Below are 16,574 nucleotides of genomic sequence, written 5' to 3'. Positions count from 1 at the left end.
GCCCCCGCTCGCGCGGGAAGAACTTGTGCCGCTTCAGCTGGGAAGTTTTCTCCGTAGGATCACCCCCGCTCGCGCGAGAAGGACGTCTTTTCAACTGTTAAATCTTGAATTTGCTTAGGATCACCCCCGCTCGCGCGGGAAGGACTTGGTTATGAACGAAAGTTGTTGTTCGGAAATAGGATCACCCCCGCTCGCACGGGAAGGACGACACAATTGTCGGAAACTGTGACACGACACTTGGATCACCCCCGCGTGTGCGGGAAGGACACGATTTCGAGAATATCGCAGAACTTGACAGCGGGATCACCCCCGCTCGCGCGGGAAGGACATCTTAACTGCTGTAGAAACAGTTAAAAGATAGGGATCACCCCCGCTCGCGCGGGAAGGACTTTACAAATTTCGGATGTGAATTGGAAATTTTAGGATCACCCCCGCTCGCGCGGGAAGGACTCCACACATCTCATGGTCCTTTTTGCTTCGATAGGATCACCCCCGCTCGCGCGGGAAGGACTAGATCGTACAACTTATTGTAAGTGAAATTGAAGGATCACCCCCGCTCGCGCGGGAAGGACTAAAAATAAATTCATTGGTCTTTTCAAGTGCAAGGATCACCCCCGCTCGCGCGGGAAGGACTCAAAGTTTACTCCGACAAAGACCAAGTGATTAGGATCACCCCCGCTCGCGCGGGAAGGACGCAATCTATAAACATGTGACATCGAGTAGTTTGGGATCACCCCCGCTCGCGCGGGAAGGACTTTATAAGCATGAACAAGGAAGTTAAGGTGATAGGATCACCCCCGCTCGCGCGGGAAGGACAAATATAACAAAATTAAAAAAGAACAAGGGATAGGATCACCCCCGCTCGCGCGGGAAGGACTTTTGTCTGCACTATCAAGCATTGCCTTTACAAGGATCACCCCCGCTCGCGCGGGAAGGACATTACGTGATGTGTTGGTATGAGCGGAAATGTAGGATCACCCCCGCTCGCGCGGGAAGGACAGCTTGGGTTATCGATGAGTTTCTTCCTCGTCAGGATCACCCCCGCTCGCGCGGGAAGGACAGTAGAAAAATTGGGACTTAGAATCGGAGAGAGGGATCACCCCCGCTCGCGCGGGAAGGACTTTAGCAAGCCTTTTCAATGTCTCGATTGACTAGGATCACCCCCGCTCGCGCGGGAAGGACACATTCAATTAGCACTCGCAGGAACCATGAGCGGGATCACCCCCGCTCGCGCGGGAAGGACATTAAAAGATCCCGTATTTTGCAATGTTTTATTTTAACAGATCCCGTAATTTCTTTACTTTCTCCAAAAGTCTCAAACAAATTTCCGCATCGCCCAATGCTCTGTGCGGCACTTTTTCGTCAATTCCATACTCTTTTATAACGGTCTGAAGTTTATAATTTTCCAAAAACAGTTTTTCCTGTTTTACATATTTCATTAAGTCATATGTTTTATTTTTTATTGGCGCAAATCCATTTCGCTGAAGCGCCTGATTTAAAAATTTTATGTCGAAGTCAATATTGTAACCGATTATAGGATACGTTCCTATAAATTTTAAGAATTCTTCGATTGCAAATTTTTCTTCTTTTCCGTTTTTTAAATCGTCTTCATTTATCCCGGTCAAATTTTTTATTGTCTCATTTAAATTCCCGTCATATTTTATTACACAGCTGTACCTTTGGGTTCCATCCGTTTTTTTGACCGCCCCGATTTCTATAATTCTGTCGTTTAAGTAATCAAGTCCGGTCGTTTCGGTGTCGATTACAACGAAGTTTTGAATTGCATCTTTCTTTTTAGCACCGCCGAATATTTTTGCTTTTCGAATTTTAGCAGCTTTACTAAAGCCGTGTTTCTTTTCTGGATCCTCTTTCTCTTTTTTCGCCGGCATTAAAACAAGCGGTATTCCGTCATAGTCTGTTGAGGTTCTGTCTGAATTGTGAGTTTCAAAGTTGTATCCGATTTCATTTCTATATGCAAATGTCATCGTTGCCTCACCTGTGCCGATGCTGTCCACAACTCTTTTCCAAAGCTCTTCTCTAACTTTTGTGTTGAAGTTTCCAACATAGACTCCCGTTGAAATTTCCTGCATCCATTTTGTAAGGTCTCCTCTAAGCGATGGCGGCGAATTTTTCAATGTTATAACTGTAAGTGGCATTTTATACCTCTTGATAACTTATTCCATATCTGACAGTTTCATTTTTGTCATCCCATAAGTTTAAAACATCAATTTCAATTTGTTCATCGTCTTCAACTTTCATGAGAAATTGCAAGTCATCCACTATTCTTTTTAAAAGTTTTCCATCCACCATTTTGTCTCGCACGGCAAGCCGAGCAAGCGTTCCCACGTCGTCGTTTTCATTCGCTTCAGATGCTATTTTAAAAGCAATCGGAATTGTTATTTCCGCCTTATATAAATCCGCTATGTCATAAACAAAAGATTTGTCATGTCCGGTGTGTACAAACCCAAGCCCCGGCGACATTCCAAGTGCCGCTATCACGCTATGGCAAACCCCATAGAGCGAAACATTTGCCGCGGAAAGAGCTTTATTCACAGGTGTTCCGTCGTCGTAGTCATCAACTTTATACTCTCTTCCGCTCCATTCGACTTTATACTCTTTAGAAAGTTCGCGGTAAACTTTTCGAATTCTAGCTCCTTCTCTTCCTCGAAGCTGCTGCATTGTAAACTTCGAAACTTCTTCGCCTTTAAATCTCATTTCATACATTTTTCTTGCAACATCGAGCCGTGTGCGATTGTTTGAAACAAGTGCCGCCTGTTTTTCCAAAAATTTTGTCGAGTGTGCAAGAGGCGTTCCGCCCGCATAAAATCTCACGCCTCTTTCGCCTACCCATATCACTGTTGTGCCCGTGTCGCCGATGAGTTCAATCGCTCTATGGCTTATATCTGTTCCCGGTCCCAAAAGTAAAACTCCAATCATCGCTGCCGGCAGTCGCACAGTTCCGCGATAGTCCAAAATCGTGATTGCGCTGTCAACTCGGTTTATCTTTGCCCTTTCTACATATATAAAACTTACTCTGTCCGAAATTTTCGGAAGCTCCGTAAGTTCCGCTTTTTTCGCGCCGCTTATTTTATTCATTGCAAGGTATTATTGTAAGAAGTCCGAAGCCGTACGCTTTTTTTCTTCCGATTCCCATCACAAGTGTTTCTCTAAATTTTCCCTCGTCAGTCACAGTCAATATGCCCTCAAATGTTGCAGACACAAGATTTACTCTTGCACCTTTCTCTTCTTCTTTTTTCCTTAAAAAAAGTTTTTTCCCTATATTTGTGATTGCTAATTCGTTTTTATTCACTGAAAAACCATTTTTTTCGGTCCTGTCAAAAAAGAATTCGCCGAGTTTTTCATGAGGAACCGGAACAACACGTCCACGTTTTCCATTTTCTGCATTTTTTGCGGTTGAATAAACTGTATTTAATTCTATTTTAAATCTTGCTCGCATGCCCGGTTTGATCGAGTCCAAAAGTCTTTCATAACTTTTGGATTCCGCAGTGTTTTTCACGCCGTACCTTTCAAGTTTTTCAAAATCCGGCTTGTTTTCACTCAAAACAATCAGATAATATTCCCCGCTCAGTTCATCAACTCTCCAAAGCTTTCTCGTGCGCTCGTTCTTCGGTTTTTCCCGCTCTTCGGGAAATGAGTCTTCCACCCATGAGTGATATGCGCCGAGATGATTTAACTCTTTTATGCTTTTTAAATTGTAGTAATCTATTTTAACTCTTGATAAATACATTTAAATCACCTACTCTTCCAAAGCTCCGTAACAGTCAAATTGCTTCGGCTCTGATTTGTTCTCATTTTCTGTGCTCATTGTTTTCGCGGTTCTTGCTTCAAATCTCGGACCGAATTTCCTTTCTTTTTGCGAAAATGAAATAACCCTGTCGTTTCTCATTGTATAGCCGCTCTCAGGGAGCAAATCTTTGTCGGCATATATATCCGCAACATAATTTTGATTTCTTTTTTTATACCAATCCGACGCCTGCCATTCCAGATTTTGAAGCGCTTCAATCGCTCCCGTTTCAACCACATTGATAATAAAGTCAGGCTGAACCGGACATGATCTTCGTCCCATAAATTGTTGGAAATAAGGATTTTTAATCGCCACATAAATCTCTTCAATCAAGTCTTCATCCTTGCTAGAAATTGCCACGACAAAAACTGCGTCTTCGAGATAATATCTGTTGGTGACATAATTTCTTTCAAAGCTTCCGTCGTTCTTGTATTTTGATGCTATATGATAATCTTTCTTCAGTAGACCTACTTGATCAACTCTAACGGCAAAATCAAGCTCATTAAGTTTCCTGATTTTTTCATCTTCATCTCGACTATATCCGAAGCTTGCCGCAATCACTCCGATTACAGCGGACTTCGAAGGATAGTAGTCGGTGTTTCTGGTTTCAAAATGTGAAGAAGTGCCCCAAGATTGCATCGGTCCACCGAATTTTAATAAAATCGTTTTCAAAATATCACCTATTCTTGCTCAATTTTATCCAAATATTGATTTATTTTTTCTCCTAAATCATTTATCAATTCCTTGGTCGAGTTTTCATTTTTACCAATTTCCTGCACGCCATAATCACCGAATGTGTAATATGCTGTGAACAACGGTTCTTCAAGCATTCCATCATATTTCGGATATTCTTCGAAAAGTCTCTTGACAGATTTTTCAACATATCCATCGTTCGACTTAATCGGCTTTTCAAATGCACTCACCATATTTACCGGTCTGTCGATTCGAAGTGTAACAACCACCGCTTGCGGAAGAGTTTGGTTGGCAAATGAATTTATTTTTCCCGTCGGCATTGAATTTATAAATGCTTCAACAAACAGTTTTGCAGCATTCACAGTTGATTCCTTGTCGCCCAATTGTTTTACAAATTCATGCAATGCAATATTTGCATATCTATAAAGGGTTGACGAGTTATATTCAATCGTTCCAAGCATTCCCGCTCCTTGATTGTCTTCCGGTGCAAGGTCATCCACCGCCGTGAAAAAGTCAAATTCGCTTTCAATGGCATGTGTTGAAATTGCGTGTGCGACTTGAGATGAAGCATCTTCATTTAAAGACGGATCGTCTGCGAGCATTCTGCCAAATAGAGCAATGTCAATTGATTGTTCGTCTTTTAGAACTTGTTGGAGTTCTTTTTTATCGTCAACCTTTTCAATTGCAAACTTCGCAAGTTTTTCCGCTTGTTTATCGCTTATGAAAAATAATGCCTTTGTTTTCTTATCTTTAGTTGATATTTTTGCTGCATTCAAAGTTTTTTCTGCAAGCTCCATCGCCGTTTCCATGGAAATACTTTCATCCATTTTCGTAATTTTTTCAGCAATGTATCTAACGATTTCCAATGAGCGTATTCCTACATTTCCAACATCTCCCTCATCGTTGAAATATCTTCTCATCGCTCTTTTCCAACTTTGTGAGCTTACCCTTGCTCTTGTTGCACCCCCATATTGTGCCGTCTTCGGACTTCCTGTGTCATCTCTGTTGATGTTTGCAGGTGGAACAGTTTGAATTGCGTGTACGTCTAAAAATAATCTACTTCTCATTTTTAATTTCTCCTTCCATTTCTTCATTTTTTCTATATTTGTAGTAAGACCTTGCCCAGCTAAGTCTAACTTCCTCTTTTCTTCCAATCATAAACCAATACAAATGTTCAGCTAGCTTTGCATAGTCTACTTTTGCATCCGACTTTGACTTCAGTATTTTAATCATCTGTCTTAAATGATAACTGAGCTTATTGAAATTGGTTGCAGTTATCATGGCATTAAATCTTTTGTCTATAGATTCACTCTCGTCACTTCTTAGAGTTGCCAATGCATCTCCTATATTTGCTTTATATTTCTTTTCTCTCGACTCATTTTCATCGTCATTTCCAAATTTTAAAACCGATTCAACATTCGATTGTTGATGAATCGCATACATTTGAATAGCAGTAAAGATTGCTTGTTCCATATAGCTGAGCTCCCCGCCTCTGTCATCTTCACCATACGAAAGGTTTGAAAACACATAAGCAAGTGCATCAACATTGTTTGATATATCTTTATCCGCCGAGTTTCTCATGTTTGCAAGGAGCGCCTTTGTTGAGGACGCGTCTCTTGTACTGTCAAGTTTTATAAGTATGCTCTTCGCTGTATTGTAAGCAATATTATTTGTTTTCCCCATTTAGTTCTCTCCTTTTGCCAAGTTTTTTATTTAATCTTGCCGAAAAAATATTAAACGCTGTCGCAATATTTTTTGTCGTTCCATCTACGCTAATTCCTATAAAGTCTCTTGAATTCGAACTCTTTGCAATTTTTTCCGCTTGATTAAAAACTAAATAACTAAGTTCATTCTTCCAATCTGTTATTTTTTTCTCTTTATCATCATTGATATCAATACTTAAAATCCAATCTCGAAATGGCTTATCAATTTCATAGTAAAGAAGCTCAACACCATTGTTCACAAAATCTTTGGATTCCAAATTTCTGATTTCATTGATGTCATTTAAAAATCCTTTATAAATAAATTCAACGACTTCTTTTGTCATGTCAACGACTTTGTTGATTCTATAAATCCATCCCTCTTTTTCCAAATCGTTAAAAACAGCTTCGTCGATATAGAGATGGTCAACAACTTCATTTGTTGGAACCCAAGATGTTGCATTACCGTCATCTTCCATGCTTATTGAATTTATTTTTATAATTTTATCATCTACGAAATCACTTATCTTATTCATCCAATCTATAATTCCCGGTTTTCTCTTTTTATTTTTCGGATCCGGATTCTCTTCCGATTCGGTTTCCGTTATAAGTCCGAATGAACGCCACATAGATTTGTTCATTTGATGTTTTCTCGGAGTAAACTTTTCTTTGTTATCCCCCGTTGTGTTGTATCTCCATATAGTCATTGGCTCCAAAAATTGGTCTTCGTGTATAACCTCAGGCAGTTTCACTATCGACATAGAGAAAGCATTTTCCGGACTATAGTCTTTTATGCAAACCGCTCTGCTCCAAACAGTGTAGAGTTCAGCAATATTATCAATCGGTTCAAACGACATTTGTTTTTGAACAACTTCCTCCGGAGAAAATTCCCAGCAAGGTTTCTGAATTTTGTTTGAAAAATTTTTTAATTGTAAATTTAACAAAAGAGTTTTAAATAAGTTGTCACTTGACAGAAACACACCGCCCAAATCAAACAGCCAACCCTTTGAAGCTTTGTATTTTTCTTTTCCAAATATTACTTTATCCGATAATCCCGAATAAGATTGAAATGTCAATAGCCATCTTGCAACTTCATCTTGACTCATCTTTTCCTTGTTTAAGTCGTTGCTATATTTCGGAGAGAATAATGCAATTTTATTTGCACTTTCCGAAATGCGTCGATTTATATTTTTCCCTAAAACCTCACTTGGTGCTGACTTATTTATTTTTGACACATCAATTTCCTTTTCAGTCACCTGATAAAATGGATATTTATCATCAAAAAGATTAAATCTATCTTTCCATTCTTCCAAATATTCATTTACAATTTTTGGAAAATTGCCCTTATTCCACAAGTCTTTCCAAGTATCCATCAATAAATCTTCGTATTCTTCGAGGTCTTCTGCCGGTTCCTCTTTCGGTTGCATTCTGTCGTTCATTTCAAGCATTTCATAGGCATTCCCATCCGCATCATATCTTGAGAACACGGTATGAAGCACGGCAAGCAAAAAACGCATGACTGCAAAGTCCTGCGTCGGAGTGTCTCCCGCAAGAGCAATGTAGTTGTGTGCGTTTTCAAAAAAATCTTTAATGCCGACAGGTTTTGTAGTTCCTTTGTAGTCGGTGACCACATTAATCCATTTCTCGTCGAGCAAATTAAATTCTCCCATCGTCTCCCTCCTTTTCCACAATCAATCCATATTTTTGATCGTATTTTAATATCTTATCAAAAATTTTAAATTCTCCGTTTTCATCAAAAATAATTCCGAGATTGTTCTTTAACCAGCTTTGATTGTCCCAATCCGACAGATTTTCGACATAATAGTCCTCCAAAAGTTTTATTACATTATCAATTCCCGCGTCGTAAAAAACTTGCCTCGGAAGCCTCAACGTGTGCTGTGCCATTTTCATTGCAGTTTTGTTGTCCGTAATGTCAAGCAGTCCCTCTTCATCGAAAAATTCATAACCGCCTTCACATTTTTTTAAAGCAATAATCTCTATGCTTTCATCGCTGTCCCGCACCTGTGCAGATGCTTTTGCATCCGACGCTTCCGCAACATTGTTTTTATTGTCGAGCCAATCGGTTATGTTTTTATCTTCTGAAATTCTAGTGATTTTCGGCTTGCCCAACACATAGTTTTCAGCCAAAGATTCTTTATTTGCCTTATTTGTTTTATATTTACGTTTATATTCATTATATATCTCAACAATTTTATTATCAAGTGTTAATTCTTTTTCGGAGTAAACCAATTGAACTAAATGTGAAATATCATTCGGCAGATTTATTTTTTGCGGAAGAAAATATTCCGTTCTAAAAAGCAAATATTCATCATAAACATAAGTGCTTCCCTTGTCGAAATCATATTCCGTAGAATTTAAAACATACACTTTCGGCGTTTCGAGATGCTCCGGTCTTTTGTTATTCTTGTGTCTGTGCTCTCTCCCCATTCTTTGCAAAATTAAGTCCATCGGCGCAAGCTCCGTTATTAAAACGTCAAAATCTATATCGAGCGACTGCTCGATTACTTGTGTTCCGATGACGATTTTAAATTTCGGTCTGTCTCCGTTTTTCCCGATAGTTTGCAGAAGTTCTTCCTCTTTTTTATATCTGTCGGTTGCAATAAACGACGAGTGGAGAAGAAAAACATTCTCCTCTCCGAAAACTTCCGAACATATTCGTGCGTATTCCTGCGCTTTTCTTACGGTGTTCACAATTACTCCCACAACGCCTTCATTCGTAATGCTTTTTATTAATCTCGCAATGTCTTCGCTCTCCGCTTTCGAAAGTTTATTAACCTCAAAATCCGTTCCTGCTTCTTTCTCAAAATCTTCGAACTGTATTATTTTTTCGCCGTCAGTGATTGTTAAAAGTGGATATGCTTCGTTTTCATCAAAATTTTCCGGTTTCGGTGCGTTTGAAAATTTATAACCCGCACCTTCCAAATAATTTTTTACAAGTTCATTTCTCTTTTCAATAGGAAGTGTCGCCGACAAGACCACCACCGGCACTCCGTACGCGCCCATCCATTTTATCGCCTGATATAAATAAACGCCCATATAAGCATCATACGCATGCACTTCGTCGATTACCACAACTTTGTTTGCAAAGCCGAGATGTCTTAACATCAAATGTTTTTGTTTCAATGCGACAAGCAAAAATTGGTCAATTGTCCCAACCGTAAAATCGTCGAGCATCGACAGCTTTCTTCCGCTGAACCAATCGTTAACCGAAACTGTGTTTTTGTCATTCGTGTCCTCTTCGTGGATATTTCTGCTCTTCGGCAAATCCGAAAATTCTTTGTTGAGTGCAGCTTTTCCATGTATAAGTCTTACACTTCGTTCACTCGAAACGTCGTCTGTCAAATTTTCGAGCCATGCGCTCACACGCGAAAAAATTCCGTTCGACGTCGCCTGTGTCGGAAGTCCGAAAAACATTCCGGTTCTTCCCGTTTTCTTTGCAAGCTGTTCAACCGCAACAAGTGCCGCCTCGGTCTTACCCATTCCCATCGGTGCTTCGAAAATTATTATACCCGGCTCCTTTGTTTTCTCTATCACTTCCGTTATTTTTCTCTGCGCATCCCTTGGAACAAATTTCGCTCCGCCGACAAGTTTAAATCGCTCTTCATATATTTTATTTACGTCAACAAAATCCGGACTCCAAATCTCCGTTCTGTCGTTTCTCCATTTTATGTAACCCTCTTCAACGCGGGTGTTTGAAACATCAAAACTTCCAATGTCGATAAGCGGAAAATATTTTTCGTTACTCGTAATCCAGTCCGCCATAATTAAAAGCGCAGAAAAAAGCACTTGCGCAGGTTGCGAGATAAGCGGAATTTCATCTACCGATTTGTATCCCGCCGCTTCAAGTGCTCTATTAAAAAGTTCGTCGTGTATGTCCATCCACGTTTTATAAATCTCGTTGTTTTTATCACTCACTTGATAAAAGAAATTTGTGTATGAATTGTCCATGTCTTTTGTTATCGGCATAGGGCGACCGTGGTGAGCACCGACGATGTCGGCGACAGTCATATTCACACCACGCTTTACGAGCATAAATTGCCCCATGGATTGGTGACTTTCTTTTAGATCCGTTGCCGTGTAAAATTTATCCAATTCTTTAAAGCCGGCACTCTTTAGATTTTCCAAAATTTGTCCGTCAAGCTCCTCATCTCTTCTAAAAGATTTCTTCAGCTGAAAATACGGAGTCGCCTTTCCAATATCGTGCACCGCGCCCAAAAATGCGCACAGACTTCTTGCGGGTTTTTCCCTGTCGTCAAAATTCGAGACTTCACCATTTGTCTTTATAGAATTTATCATAAATTCTTTCACTCCGTCCGACAACCAATGCTCCCAAATGAGTCGGCAAATCGCCATAGTGTCATTCAAGTGAACACTTAGCGGCAGCCATTCGCACATTCCGCTTGCGTTTCTGTTTTTCTTCGCCCATAATGATGAAAGTTTTCTCTCCATTTTCTCCTCCACAAAAAGCCCATACACAAGAATATGTATATAGGCGACTTATTTTTATATCATATTTAATTTAGAAATCGAAAAAATCCGGGTCCTCATGCACAAACTCGCTGTCCCAATTCTCTTCGTCCATTCCCTTGATGTTCTTGAAAAAATCAGATTGAATCGAAAAATTCCCGGCAATTTTGTAGCCCATTTTTTGAAGTTCATTCAGTTTAATGTTGCAAAGCTCCGGTCTCACATAAAGAAAGCTTGCGATTTCGTTTATGTCATAGCCCTCTTCGTAAAGCGACAAGATGTCCTCGGTTTTTATAAGAAGATGCGCCGCAAAGATGTTCGCTTCAAGCTCTTCGTTGCTTTTTTTCGACATGCTCTCCGCGGTCGAAAGGTCCGCATAGTCGTAGTGGTAGAAGTTGTGCCCAAGCTCATGCGCAAGCACCATCCGCTTCATAGTTTCGTCGAGACGTTTGTTGTAGAAAACAAATTTTTTCCCGACCACGTCGGTGTACATGCCGAGAATATTTGTGTCCATTCGAAACGGCAGCACTGTAACTTTTCTTGAAATCAAGATGTCATGAGGATCGCGGGTGCCTTCTTCTTCTATGAGAGCATTCACGTCCTCATAAATCATCCTACTTTTTTGCATCTATTTTTCTTTGCCCATTTCAGATTTTGCCATATAATATGCTTCTTCAATCGCATCGAGTGCAGCTTTTTTGTCTTCAAGAGACATCGTGCCGCCGGCAAAAAGTCCAATAACGCTTCTTATGAGTGCATTTGCCTCTTGTCTTCCTTCAGCACCGAACTCTTGTGTTGCACGCAATACAAATTCGTCTTCATCGGTCAAAAGATAGTTCACATCGACTCCGAAAATTTCGGCAAGCTTAGAATAAGTTCTTCTGTGTCTCGGTCTTTTGTTTTCTCTTTCGTAGGATGAAATTGTTCTGAGTGAACAGCCAAGCTCATCAGCAAGCTTTTGTTGTGTCCATCCCAACTCTTCTCTCAGTCTTCTTACTTTTTCGCTAAACATAAAATTCCTCCTTATGATTATATTATATAACTTATATAATAATTTTCAGCAATTCAACTACGTATATTATATCATGATTGAATTAAAAATGCAACATATTGCATAAAAGAAATTTTTAACTGCACAAATTTAATTTTCTTAAAACAAAAACCGAAGGTTTCCCTTCGGCTAAATTTTCTAAAGCATTTCGATGAATGCGGCAATTCTTGTATTAAGTTGTCCCTTGTCGCTTTGCCCGTAGTCGGTTTCAACTGCAATGTACGGAACATTCTTTTGTTCTTTGCAGAAATCTCTTATTGTCGTGCCTTCGACTTGGTACGGCGTGCAGGTTTGAAGATGCATGTCGATGACTCCGTCGACTTTGTATTCGTCGATCATTCTGTCCAAAAGATTTATACGATTTGTGTTCGGCGTGATGCATGCGCATCCTATATTCAAATATTTTCTTGCAAGCGCATCGTATGGATCCGGATTTGTTTCGTCGACGTTTTCGTCGATCGCTTTTGCACCGCCGCAGTTTTCAAATGCGACTGCAATTCCGCCGTTGTTTTCAACTGATTCGATAACTTTTTCAGTTGCACCGCCGATTGGACAGCCCGTAATCAAAATTCTCTTTCTTCCGGTTATGTGTTTGTTTTCGCTCAAAACTTTTTCCTTTAGAGCTTTTATTTCGCCCGGAATTGCCTCTTTGTCGAAGCTGAATGTGAGGCCGTGAAGCACGTGCCACATGTCGAGCCCCATCATTGGAAGCTCGTCCGCTTTCATGATTTCATAAAAATCTTTTGCTGCACTTCTTTCGGCATTTTTAACTTTGATTGCATGTCTGATTTCTTCGTCGGTAATTTTGTGGTCAAACATTTCTTCGAGCACTTCTTTACATTTTAGAATTTCTTCTTTCCACATCTTCATGCCCATTTCGGAATTTCTGTTCGGAAGTTCCATAACATGAACCGGTTTGTGGCGACCCAAAAGTTCGTACATTTTCTTTTTACCGTCGCAAGTAGTTTCACCGATTACAATGTCCGAAAAATAAAAGAATGGGCATTTATTCGTTATAGCAAAGCCGTAACTTGACTTGATTAAAGGACACAAATTCTTCGGCAAATCCCTTTCCGCATCTCCTATAGTTTCATCACTTGTCGAGCAGAGCGACACGCATGTTCCACCGACAGCAAGTGCGAGTTCTTGCGGAAAAAATGTACAGAAAACTCCAACAACCGGAATATTTTCATCTTTTATCTTCTTTACTTCCAAAAAGGCTGCCCTTCTCTTTTCGCTGAATTCTTCAAAAATTTCAGGCAAATTCTTTTTTAAATCAATCATCAAAACACCTCATATTTTTTATCATAAATATTATCTAAAGATATTATAACAATTTGTAATTTTTATATCAAGTTTAGAATCGTTTGACAATAGGAATTTCCTATACTATAATTAACATAGAGGTATATTATGTTTGGAATAGATAAAAATATTATATTAATATTGGGTCTTACTCTTCCCGGAATCATGACGGGAATCGGAGCGATTCCAATATTTCTTACAAAAAACGTTTCGCAAAAATTGCTTGACGTCATGCTTGGATTTGCAGCGGGCATAATGCTTGCAGCGACCGCATTTTCATTAATCATGCCGTCAATCGAATACGGCGGCGGGAACTTTAAAGCCGTAATGGTCACATCTTTCGGAATACTTTTCGGAGCAGTACTAATCGACCTTATCGACAAATACTCTCCGCATGAACACTTGATTGACAAAAGACGCGAAGGCGGAAGTTCAAAATCGCTGAAACAAATTTGGCTCTTCGTCATCGCAATAACCATACACAACTTCCCTGAAGGAATGGCAACCGGTGTAGGCTTCGGCACAAACAACATCGCCGACGGACTCACACTCGCACTCGGCATCGGCATCCAAAACATGCCGGAAGGCCTTGCGGTTGCACTTGCACTCGCACGCGAAAACTACTCTATAAAATACTCATTTATAGTTGCGTTCTTGACGGGCCTTGTCGAACCGGTCGGTGCACTAATGGGATACGGTCTCGTAAAAATCTTCGAACCGCTTCTCCCGTTTATACTTGCACTCGCAGGCGGTGCAATGCTCTTCGTCATAAGCGATGAAATCATCCCGACAACACACTCAAACGGATTTGAAAGAGAATCCACCTACGGAATAATCGTCGGATTTATCGTCATGATGATACTTGACGTACTTCTTGGATAGTATTTGAAAATTAAATACACATGAAACAAATATGTAACCAAAAAACCGATGAATGCCATCGGTTTTTATTATTTTGTTATTCAATTTAAAGATAAAGCCTCATAAAGACATATCCGTCCTCTTTTGTTTGAGACTTCTAAACTCAAACTTTTTACTTACTAAAACTCAATTACAACCGGTTCCTTACCGTGCTCCATAAGATTTAAAGTCGCATCTTTGAAATAAAACACAGCCGTCGACTCGTCGTCAACCTCATACTTGCCCTTGCAAAGTTCAACATTGTCGTTGTACATTTTCTCGCGTGCTTCACGGCGATCATCTTCAATAAGTTGACCGTAAATTCTGAAATAACCGTGTCCCGTCGCTCTCGCCACAGCAACATAAGGATTTTCCTTGAGCTCCTTGTAGACATTCTTTTGCTTCTTCGTCACCAAATAAACCTTGCCCTCAAAATCCGTGTGCACATCGAACGGTCTCACATTCGGCTTGCCGTCAACGCTCGTTGCAAGATAAAAAACATCTACACTACCCAAAACCTCTAAAACTTTCTTAATATTATCCATATTCACTTCCCCCTTTGAAATAATTTTGTGGAAAAACTCCAACATATTATTTGTACCCTAAAAGAGAAGGGTGTAAGCACGGAGAATTGTGGCGTGGTTTATTAAAAATGAAATTTTTGCCTTACATAATTGAATAAAATGCCATCTATCTCTTATCGCGAAACTTAAAACCCTCAACTTAATATCATCTGTACTTAAGGGTCCAATTCCTCTTTCCCGCACCCTGTTAATTATTAATAAATTCCAATAATCCTAATTTTAACTCATCAAATGCAAGCAGGATTTTAAAAAAGCCATACATTTAAAAATGCAAACTATCTTCTTCTAGTCTAACTTCTTCAGACCATCATATAATTCATTAAAAGATTTTATTTTATTCATCCTTCCATATGAAAACTCTTTATTTTCACCAAATTCTAATAAGAAACATTTCGCTAACTCCTCAACGGTAACCTCAAGTGTTTCAAAAAATGTTTGATAAGCAAAATTCTGTTCCTTGCTTCCTTCTTCAAACATATTTATTATCATCGACTCGCAAACTTGGTCCAAAGGATACATCTTTATATGCATGAGCTCGTGAACGACAGTTTCTTCAATGTTTTCATCTTTTGGATTTGATGCATTTAACATTAATATCGCCTTTTTATCAGTCGGATCAATCTTAAAATCCCCTGTCTTCTTCCAATCCTCGTCCTCTACAAATTCCAACCGAATGTCCCACTCCGGAACTATTCTGAGTTTTTTTGTATACTTATCAAATAAATCCTTTGCCTTTAACTTATCCATATTTAACCTCCAATCTTATTAAAAAGCTGTAATCTCAGTAAAAAAATCATAATTCCACTAATCAATAGAGCGATTGCCGCCCATAAAAATCCGTCTATAATTTTTTGATATGGTCGTTTTGCCTTTTCTTCAATTTTCTGAATCTCATCTAATCTTTTTCCTTCGGTGAATGCTACAATCTCCTTATATGTTTGAATATCATTATCTTTCTTAATTTTATCAACTTTAATTGCAAAAAACATAGCACAACCCACTAATACAAAATAAGGAATAAAGCCATACAAGCCAATAAATTTAAGCATCGGCATAAGCAAAATAGTCGCTACCAGCATTAAAATCGCCATCATTGTTGCATAGAAGTTCAGTTTTTTAACTTCTTCTGAATTAATCTCCTTTTTCATTTGTTCAACATCCCCTTTAATTAAATTATCGATGGATATTTCAAAAACTTCACTTAGTAATACAATGCTGTTTATATCAGGATAACTTTTATTGTTTTCCCAATTCGAAATAGTTTGTCTTGAAACATATACTCTTTCTGCAAGCTCTTCCTGAGAAAGTTCTTTTTCGCCTCTGTAATATTTTATTTTATTTCCAAGTTCCATAAAATCCATACCTCCTTTCAAAATAATTATATTTGAGATGTTATATTTTTTCTATCAAATCCTCTTTACATCAACGTCTTTTTTATGTCAAAACCTTTTTACATAGGCTAAATCACTGAATCCAGCAGCGTTTTGATCGTGAATTCAAATTCATCTAAACTTATTATATCACGTTTAAAATATTATTGAATGCACGAGATTAATTAATAATTTTTTCCACTAACCACGTATTATTTTTTTATGATTTTTATAATCACGAATTTACTATAACATTTTTGTTGTATTAAAAAAGCTCACAAACAATAAAGTTTTTATATTGCTTGTGAGTTTTTATTTTTATATTTTATATCTATTTTTTTATTTGCGAGATGCCGTAACTGTCAGCAAGATCGCAAAAGGGTGGCAAAGACCCAGTGTCTTAATTTTCAAAGTCTATATAAATATTATTATAAAAAGCATTCCTATAAACCTTAAACTAAATTTCCTCTGCAATGTTCATGATTCGTCCAGAATTATGAATAAATTGGTTGAATATAAAAGCAAAGGCCGTTTTAGTCCTATATGAAATTACATAACTCTCAAACCTTCTTTTGGTAATTTCAAAATATCTACTTTGTTTTAGTCCTATATGAAATTACATAACTCTCAAACAGACATGTGCATTGTTTCTGCATAATTTTTAGTTTTAGTCCTATA

15 protein-coding genes and 1 CRISPR repeat array (1 of these 16 running past the window's edge) are annotated in these 16,574 nt (G+C 38.7%); of the genes, 1 reads left to right on the top strand and 14 read right to left on the bottom strand.

The window, feature by feature from the left end; genetic code table 11:
• Window positions 1-1,271: 1,271 nt before the first annotated feature.
• The 11 genes from cas2e to C7381_RS00135 all read right to left on the bottom strand — a co-directional run bounded on the left by cas2e (window position 1,272) and on the right by C7381_RS00135 (window position 13,021).
• Window positions 1,272-2,156, bottom strand: a complete 885-nt coding sequence (cas2e, locus tag C7381_RS00185) for a type I-E CRISPR-associated endoribonuclease Cas2e (RefSeq protein WP_116479451.1) — start codon at window positions 2,154-2,156, stop codon at window positions 1,272-1,274.
• Window position 2,157: 1 nt separating this feature from the next.
• A complete protein-coding gene (cas1e, locus tag C7381_RS00180) occupies window positions 2,158-3,096 on the bottom strand; it encodes a type I-E CRISPR-associated endonuclease Cas1e (protein WP_116479450.1) in 939 nt (312 codons plus the stop codon).
• Window positions 3,089-3,748 (bottom strand): type I-E CRISPR-associated protein Cas6/Cse3/CasE, encoded by a 660-nt coding sequence (gene cas6e, locus C7381_RS00175; RefSeq protein ID WP_116479449.1) that lies wholly within the window; start codon window positions 3,746-3,748, stop codon window positions 3,089-3,091. Before cas6e ends, cas1e begins: the two co-directional genes overlap by 8 nt.
• Window positions 3,749-3,757: 9 nt before the next feature.
• Window positions 3,758-4,477, bottom strand: coding sequence for a type I-E CRISPR-associated protein Cas5/CasD (cas5e, locus tag C7381_RS00170; protein ID WP_116479448.1), 720 nt, complete (start codon window positions 4,475-4,477; stop codon window positions 3,758-3,760).
• An 8-nt stretch (window positions 4,478-4,485) separates the two neighbouring features.
• A complete protein-coding gene (gene cas7e / locus C7381_RS00165) occupies window positions 4,486-5,565 on the bottom strand; it encodes a type I-E CRISPR-associated protein Cas7/Cse4/CasC (RefSeq protein WP_116479447.1) in 1,080 nt (359 codons plus the stop codon).
• Window positions 5,555-6,181 carry a type I-E CRISPR-associated protein Cse2/CasB gene (gene casB, locus C7381_RS00160; RefSeq protein ID WP_116479446.1) on the bottom strand — a complete coding sequence of 209 codons (627 nt, stop codon included), beginning with the start codon at window positions 6,179-6,181 and terminating at the stop codon, window positions 5,555-5,557. Before casB ends, cas7e begins: the two co-directional genes overlap by 11 nt.
• Window positions 6,165-7,868, bottom strand: coding sequence for a type I-E CRISPR-associated protein Cse1/CasA (locus C7381_RS00155; RefSeq protein ID WP_116479445.1), 1,704 nt, complete (start codon window positions 7,866-7,868; stop codon window positions 6,165-6,167). Before C7381_RS00155 ends, casB begins: the two co-directional genes overlap by 17 nt.
• Window positions 7,855-10,668 carry a CRISPR-associated helicase Cas3' gene (gene cas3 / locus C7381_RS00150; protein WP_116479444.1) on the bottom strand — a complete coding sequence of 938 codons (2,814 nt, stop codon included), beginning with the start codon at window positions 10,666-10,668 and terminating at the stop codon, window positions 7,855-7,857. The genes C7381_RS00155 and cas3 overlap by 14 nt, the downstream gene beginning before the upstream one ends.
• Before the next feature lie 70 nt (window positions 10,669-10,738).
• A complete protein-coding gene (locus C7381_RS00145; RefSeq protein WP_165803535.1) occupies window positions 10,739-11,299 on the bottom strand; it encodes an ImmA/IrrE family metallo-endopeptidase in 561 nt (186 codons plus the stop codon).
• Between the two features lie 15 nt (window positions 11,300-11,314).
• Window positions 11,315-11,698 (bottom strand): helix-turn-helix domain-containing protein, encoded by a 384-nt coding sequence (locus C7381_RS00140; RefSeq protein WP_116479442.1) that lies wholly within the window; start codon window positions 11,696-11,698, stop codon window positions 11,315-11,317.
• Between the two features lie 177 nt (window positions 11,699-11,875).
• Window positions 11,876-13,021 (bottom strand): double-cubane-cluster-containing anaerobic reductase, encoded by a 1,146-nt coding sequence (locus C7381_RS00135; RefSeq protein ID WP_116479441.1) that lies wholly within the window; start codon window positions 13,019-13,021, stop codon window positions 11,876-11,878.
• 129 nt (window positions 13,022-13,150) lie between these two features.
• Between C7381_RS00135 and C7381_RS00130 the strand changes: the two genes are divergently transcribed.
• Window positions 13,151-13,924, top strand: coding sequence for a ZIP family metal transporter (locus C7381_RS00130; protein ID WP_185117037.1), 774 nt, complete (start codon window positions 13,151-13,153; stop codon window positions 13,922-13,924).
• A gap of 158 nt (window positions 13,925-14,082) precedes the next feature.
• Here the strand turns inward: C7381_RS00130 and C7381_RS00125 are convergent, their stop codons facing one another.
• From C7381_RS00125 to C7381_RS00115, 3 genes are all read right to left on the bottom strand, one after another.
• Window positions 14,083-14,487, bottom strand: coding sequence for a pyridoxamine 5'-phosphate oxidase family protein (locus C7381_RS00125; protein ID WP_165803534.1), 405 nt, complete (start codon window positions 14,485-14,487; stop codon window positions 14,083-14,085).
• Window positions 14,488-14,811: 324 nt separating this feature from the next.
• Window positions 14,812-15,273, bottom strand: a complete 462-nt coding sequence (locus C7381_RS00120) for a hypothetical protein (protein WP_116479438.1) — start codon at window positions 15,271-15,273, stop codon at window positions 14,812-14,814.
• A gap of 2 nt (window positions 15,274-15,275) precedes the next feature.
• A complete protein-coding gene (locus tag C7381_RS00115; protein ID WP_116479437.1) occupies window positions 15,276-15,878 on the bottom strand; it encodes a helix-turn-helix domain-containing protein in 603 nt (200 codons plus the stop codon).
• A gap of 548 nt (window positions 15,879-16,426) precedes the next feature.
• Window positions 16,427-16,574: a CRISPR direct-repeat array (repeat unit 36 nt; unit sequence GTTTTAGTCCTATATGAAATTACATAACTCTCAAAC); it runs 1,287 nt beyond the window's last position.

The sequence above is a fragment of the Ezakiella coagulans genome (assembly GCF_003096635.1).
Classification (GTDB): Bacteria; Bacillota; Clostridia; order Tissierellales; family Peptoniphilaceae; genus Ezakiella; species Ezakiella coagulans.
This window is presented reverse-complemented; position numbering and strand designations above follow the sequence as displayed.

Bases quoted from the DNA above. Each gene is read 5' to 3' on its own strand.
- cas2e (WP_116479451.1), bottom strand. From the start codon at position 2,156: ATGCCACTTACAGTTATAACATTGAAAAATTCGCCGCCATCGCTTAGA.
- cas1e (WP_116479450.1), bottom strand. From the start codon at position 3,096: ATGAATAAAATAAGCGGCGCGAAAAAAGCGGAACTTACGGAGCTTCCG.
- cas6e (WP_116479449.1), bottom strand. From the start codon at position 3,748: ATGTATTTATCAAGAGTTAAAATAGATTACTACAATTTAAAAAGCATA.
- cas7e (WP_116479447.1), bottom strand. From the start codon at position 5,565: ATGAGAAGTAGATTATTTTTAGACGTACACGCAATTCAAACTGTTCCA.
- casB (WP_116479446.1), bottom strand. From the start codon at position 6,181: ATGGGGAAAACAAATAATATTGCTTACAATACAGCGAAGAGCATACTT.
- C7381_RS00155 (WP_116479445.1), bottom strand. From the start codon at position 7,868: ATGGGAGAATTTAATTTGCTCGACGAGAAATGGATTAATGTGGTCACC.
- cas3 (WP_116479444.1), bottom strand. From the start codon at position 10,668: ATGGAGAGAAAACTTTCATCATTATGGGCGAAGAAAAACAGAAACGCA.
- C7381_RS00145 (WP_165803535.1), bottom strand. From the start codon at position 11,299: ATGATTTATGAGGACGTGAATGCTCTCATAGAAGAAGAAGGCACCCGC.
- C7381_RS00140 (WP_116479442.1), bottom strand. From the start codon at position 11,698: ATGTTTAGCGAAAAAGTAAGAAGACTGAGAGAAGAGTTGGGATGGACA.
- C7381_RS00135 (WP_116479441.1), bottom strand. From the start codon at position 13,021: ATGATTGATTTAAAAAAGAATTTGCCTGAAATTTTTGAAGAATTCAGC.
- C7381_RS00130 (WP_185117037.1), top strand. From the start codon at position 13,151: ATGTTTGGAATAGATAAAAATATTATATTAATATTGGGTCTTACTCTT.
- C7381_RS00125 (WP_165803534.1), bottom strand. From the start codon at position 14,487: ATGGATAATATTAAGAAAGTTTTAGAGGTTTTGGGTAGTGTAGATGTT.
- C7381_RS00120 (WP_116479438.1), bottom strand. From the start codon at position 15,273: ATGGATAAGTTAAAGGCAAAGGATTTATTTGATAAGTATACAAAAAAA.
- C7381_RS00115 (WP_116479437.1), bottom strand. From the start codon at position 15,878: ATGGAACTTGGAAATAAAATAAAATATTACAGAGGCGAAAAAGAACTT.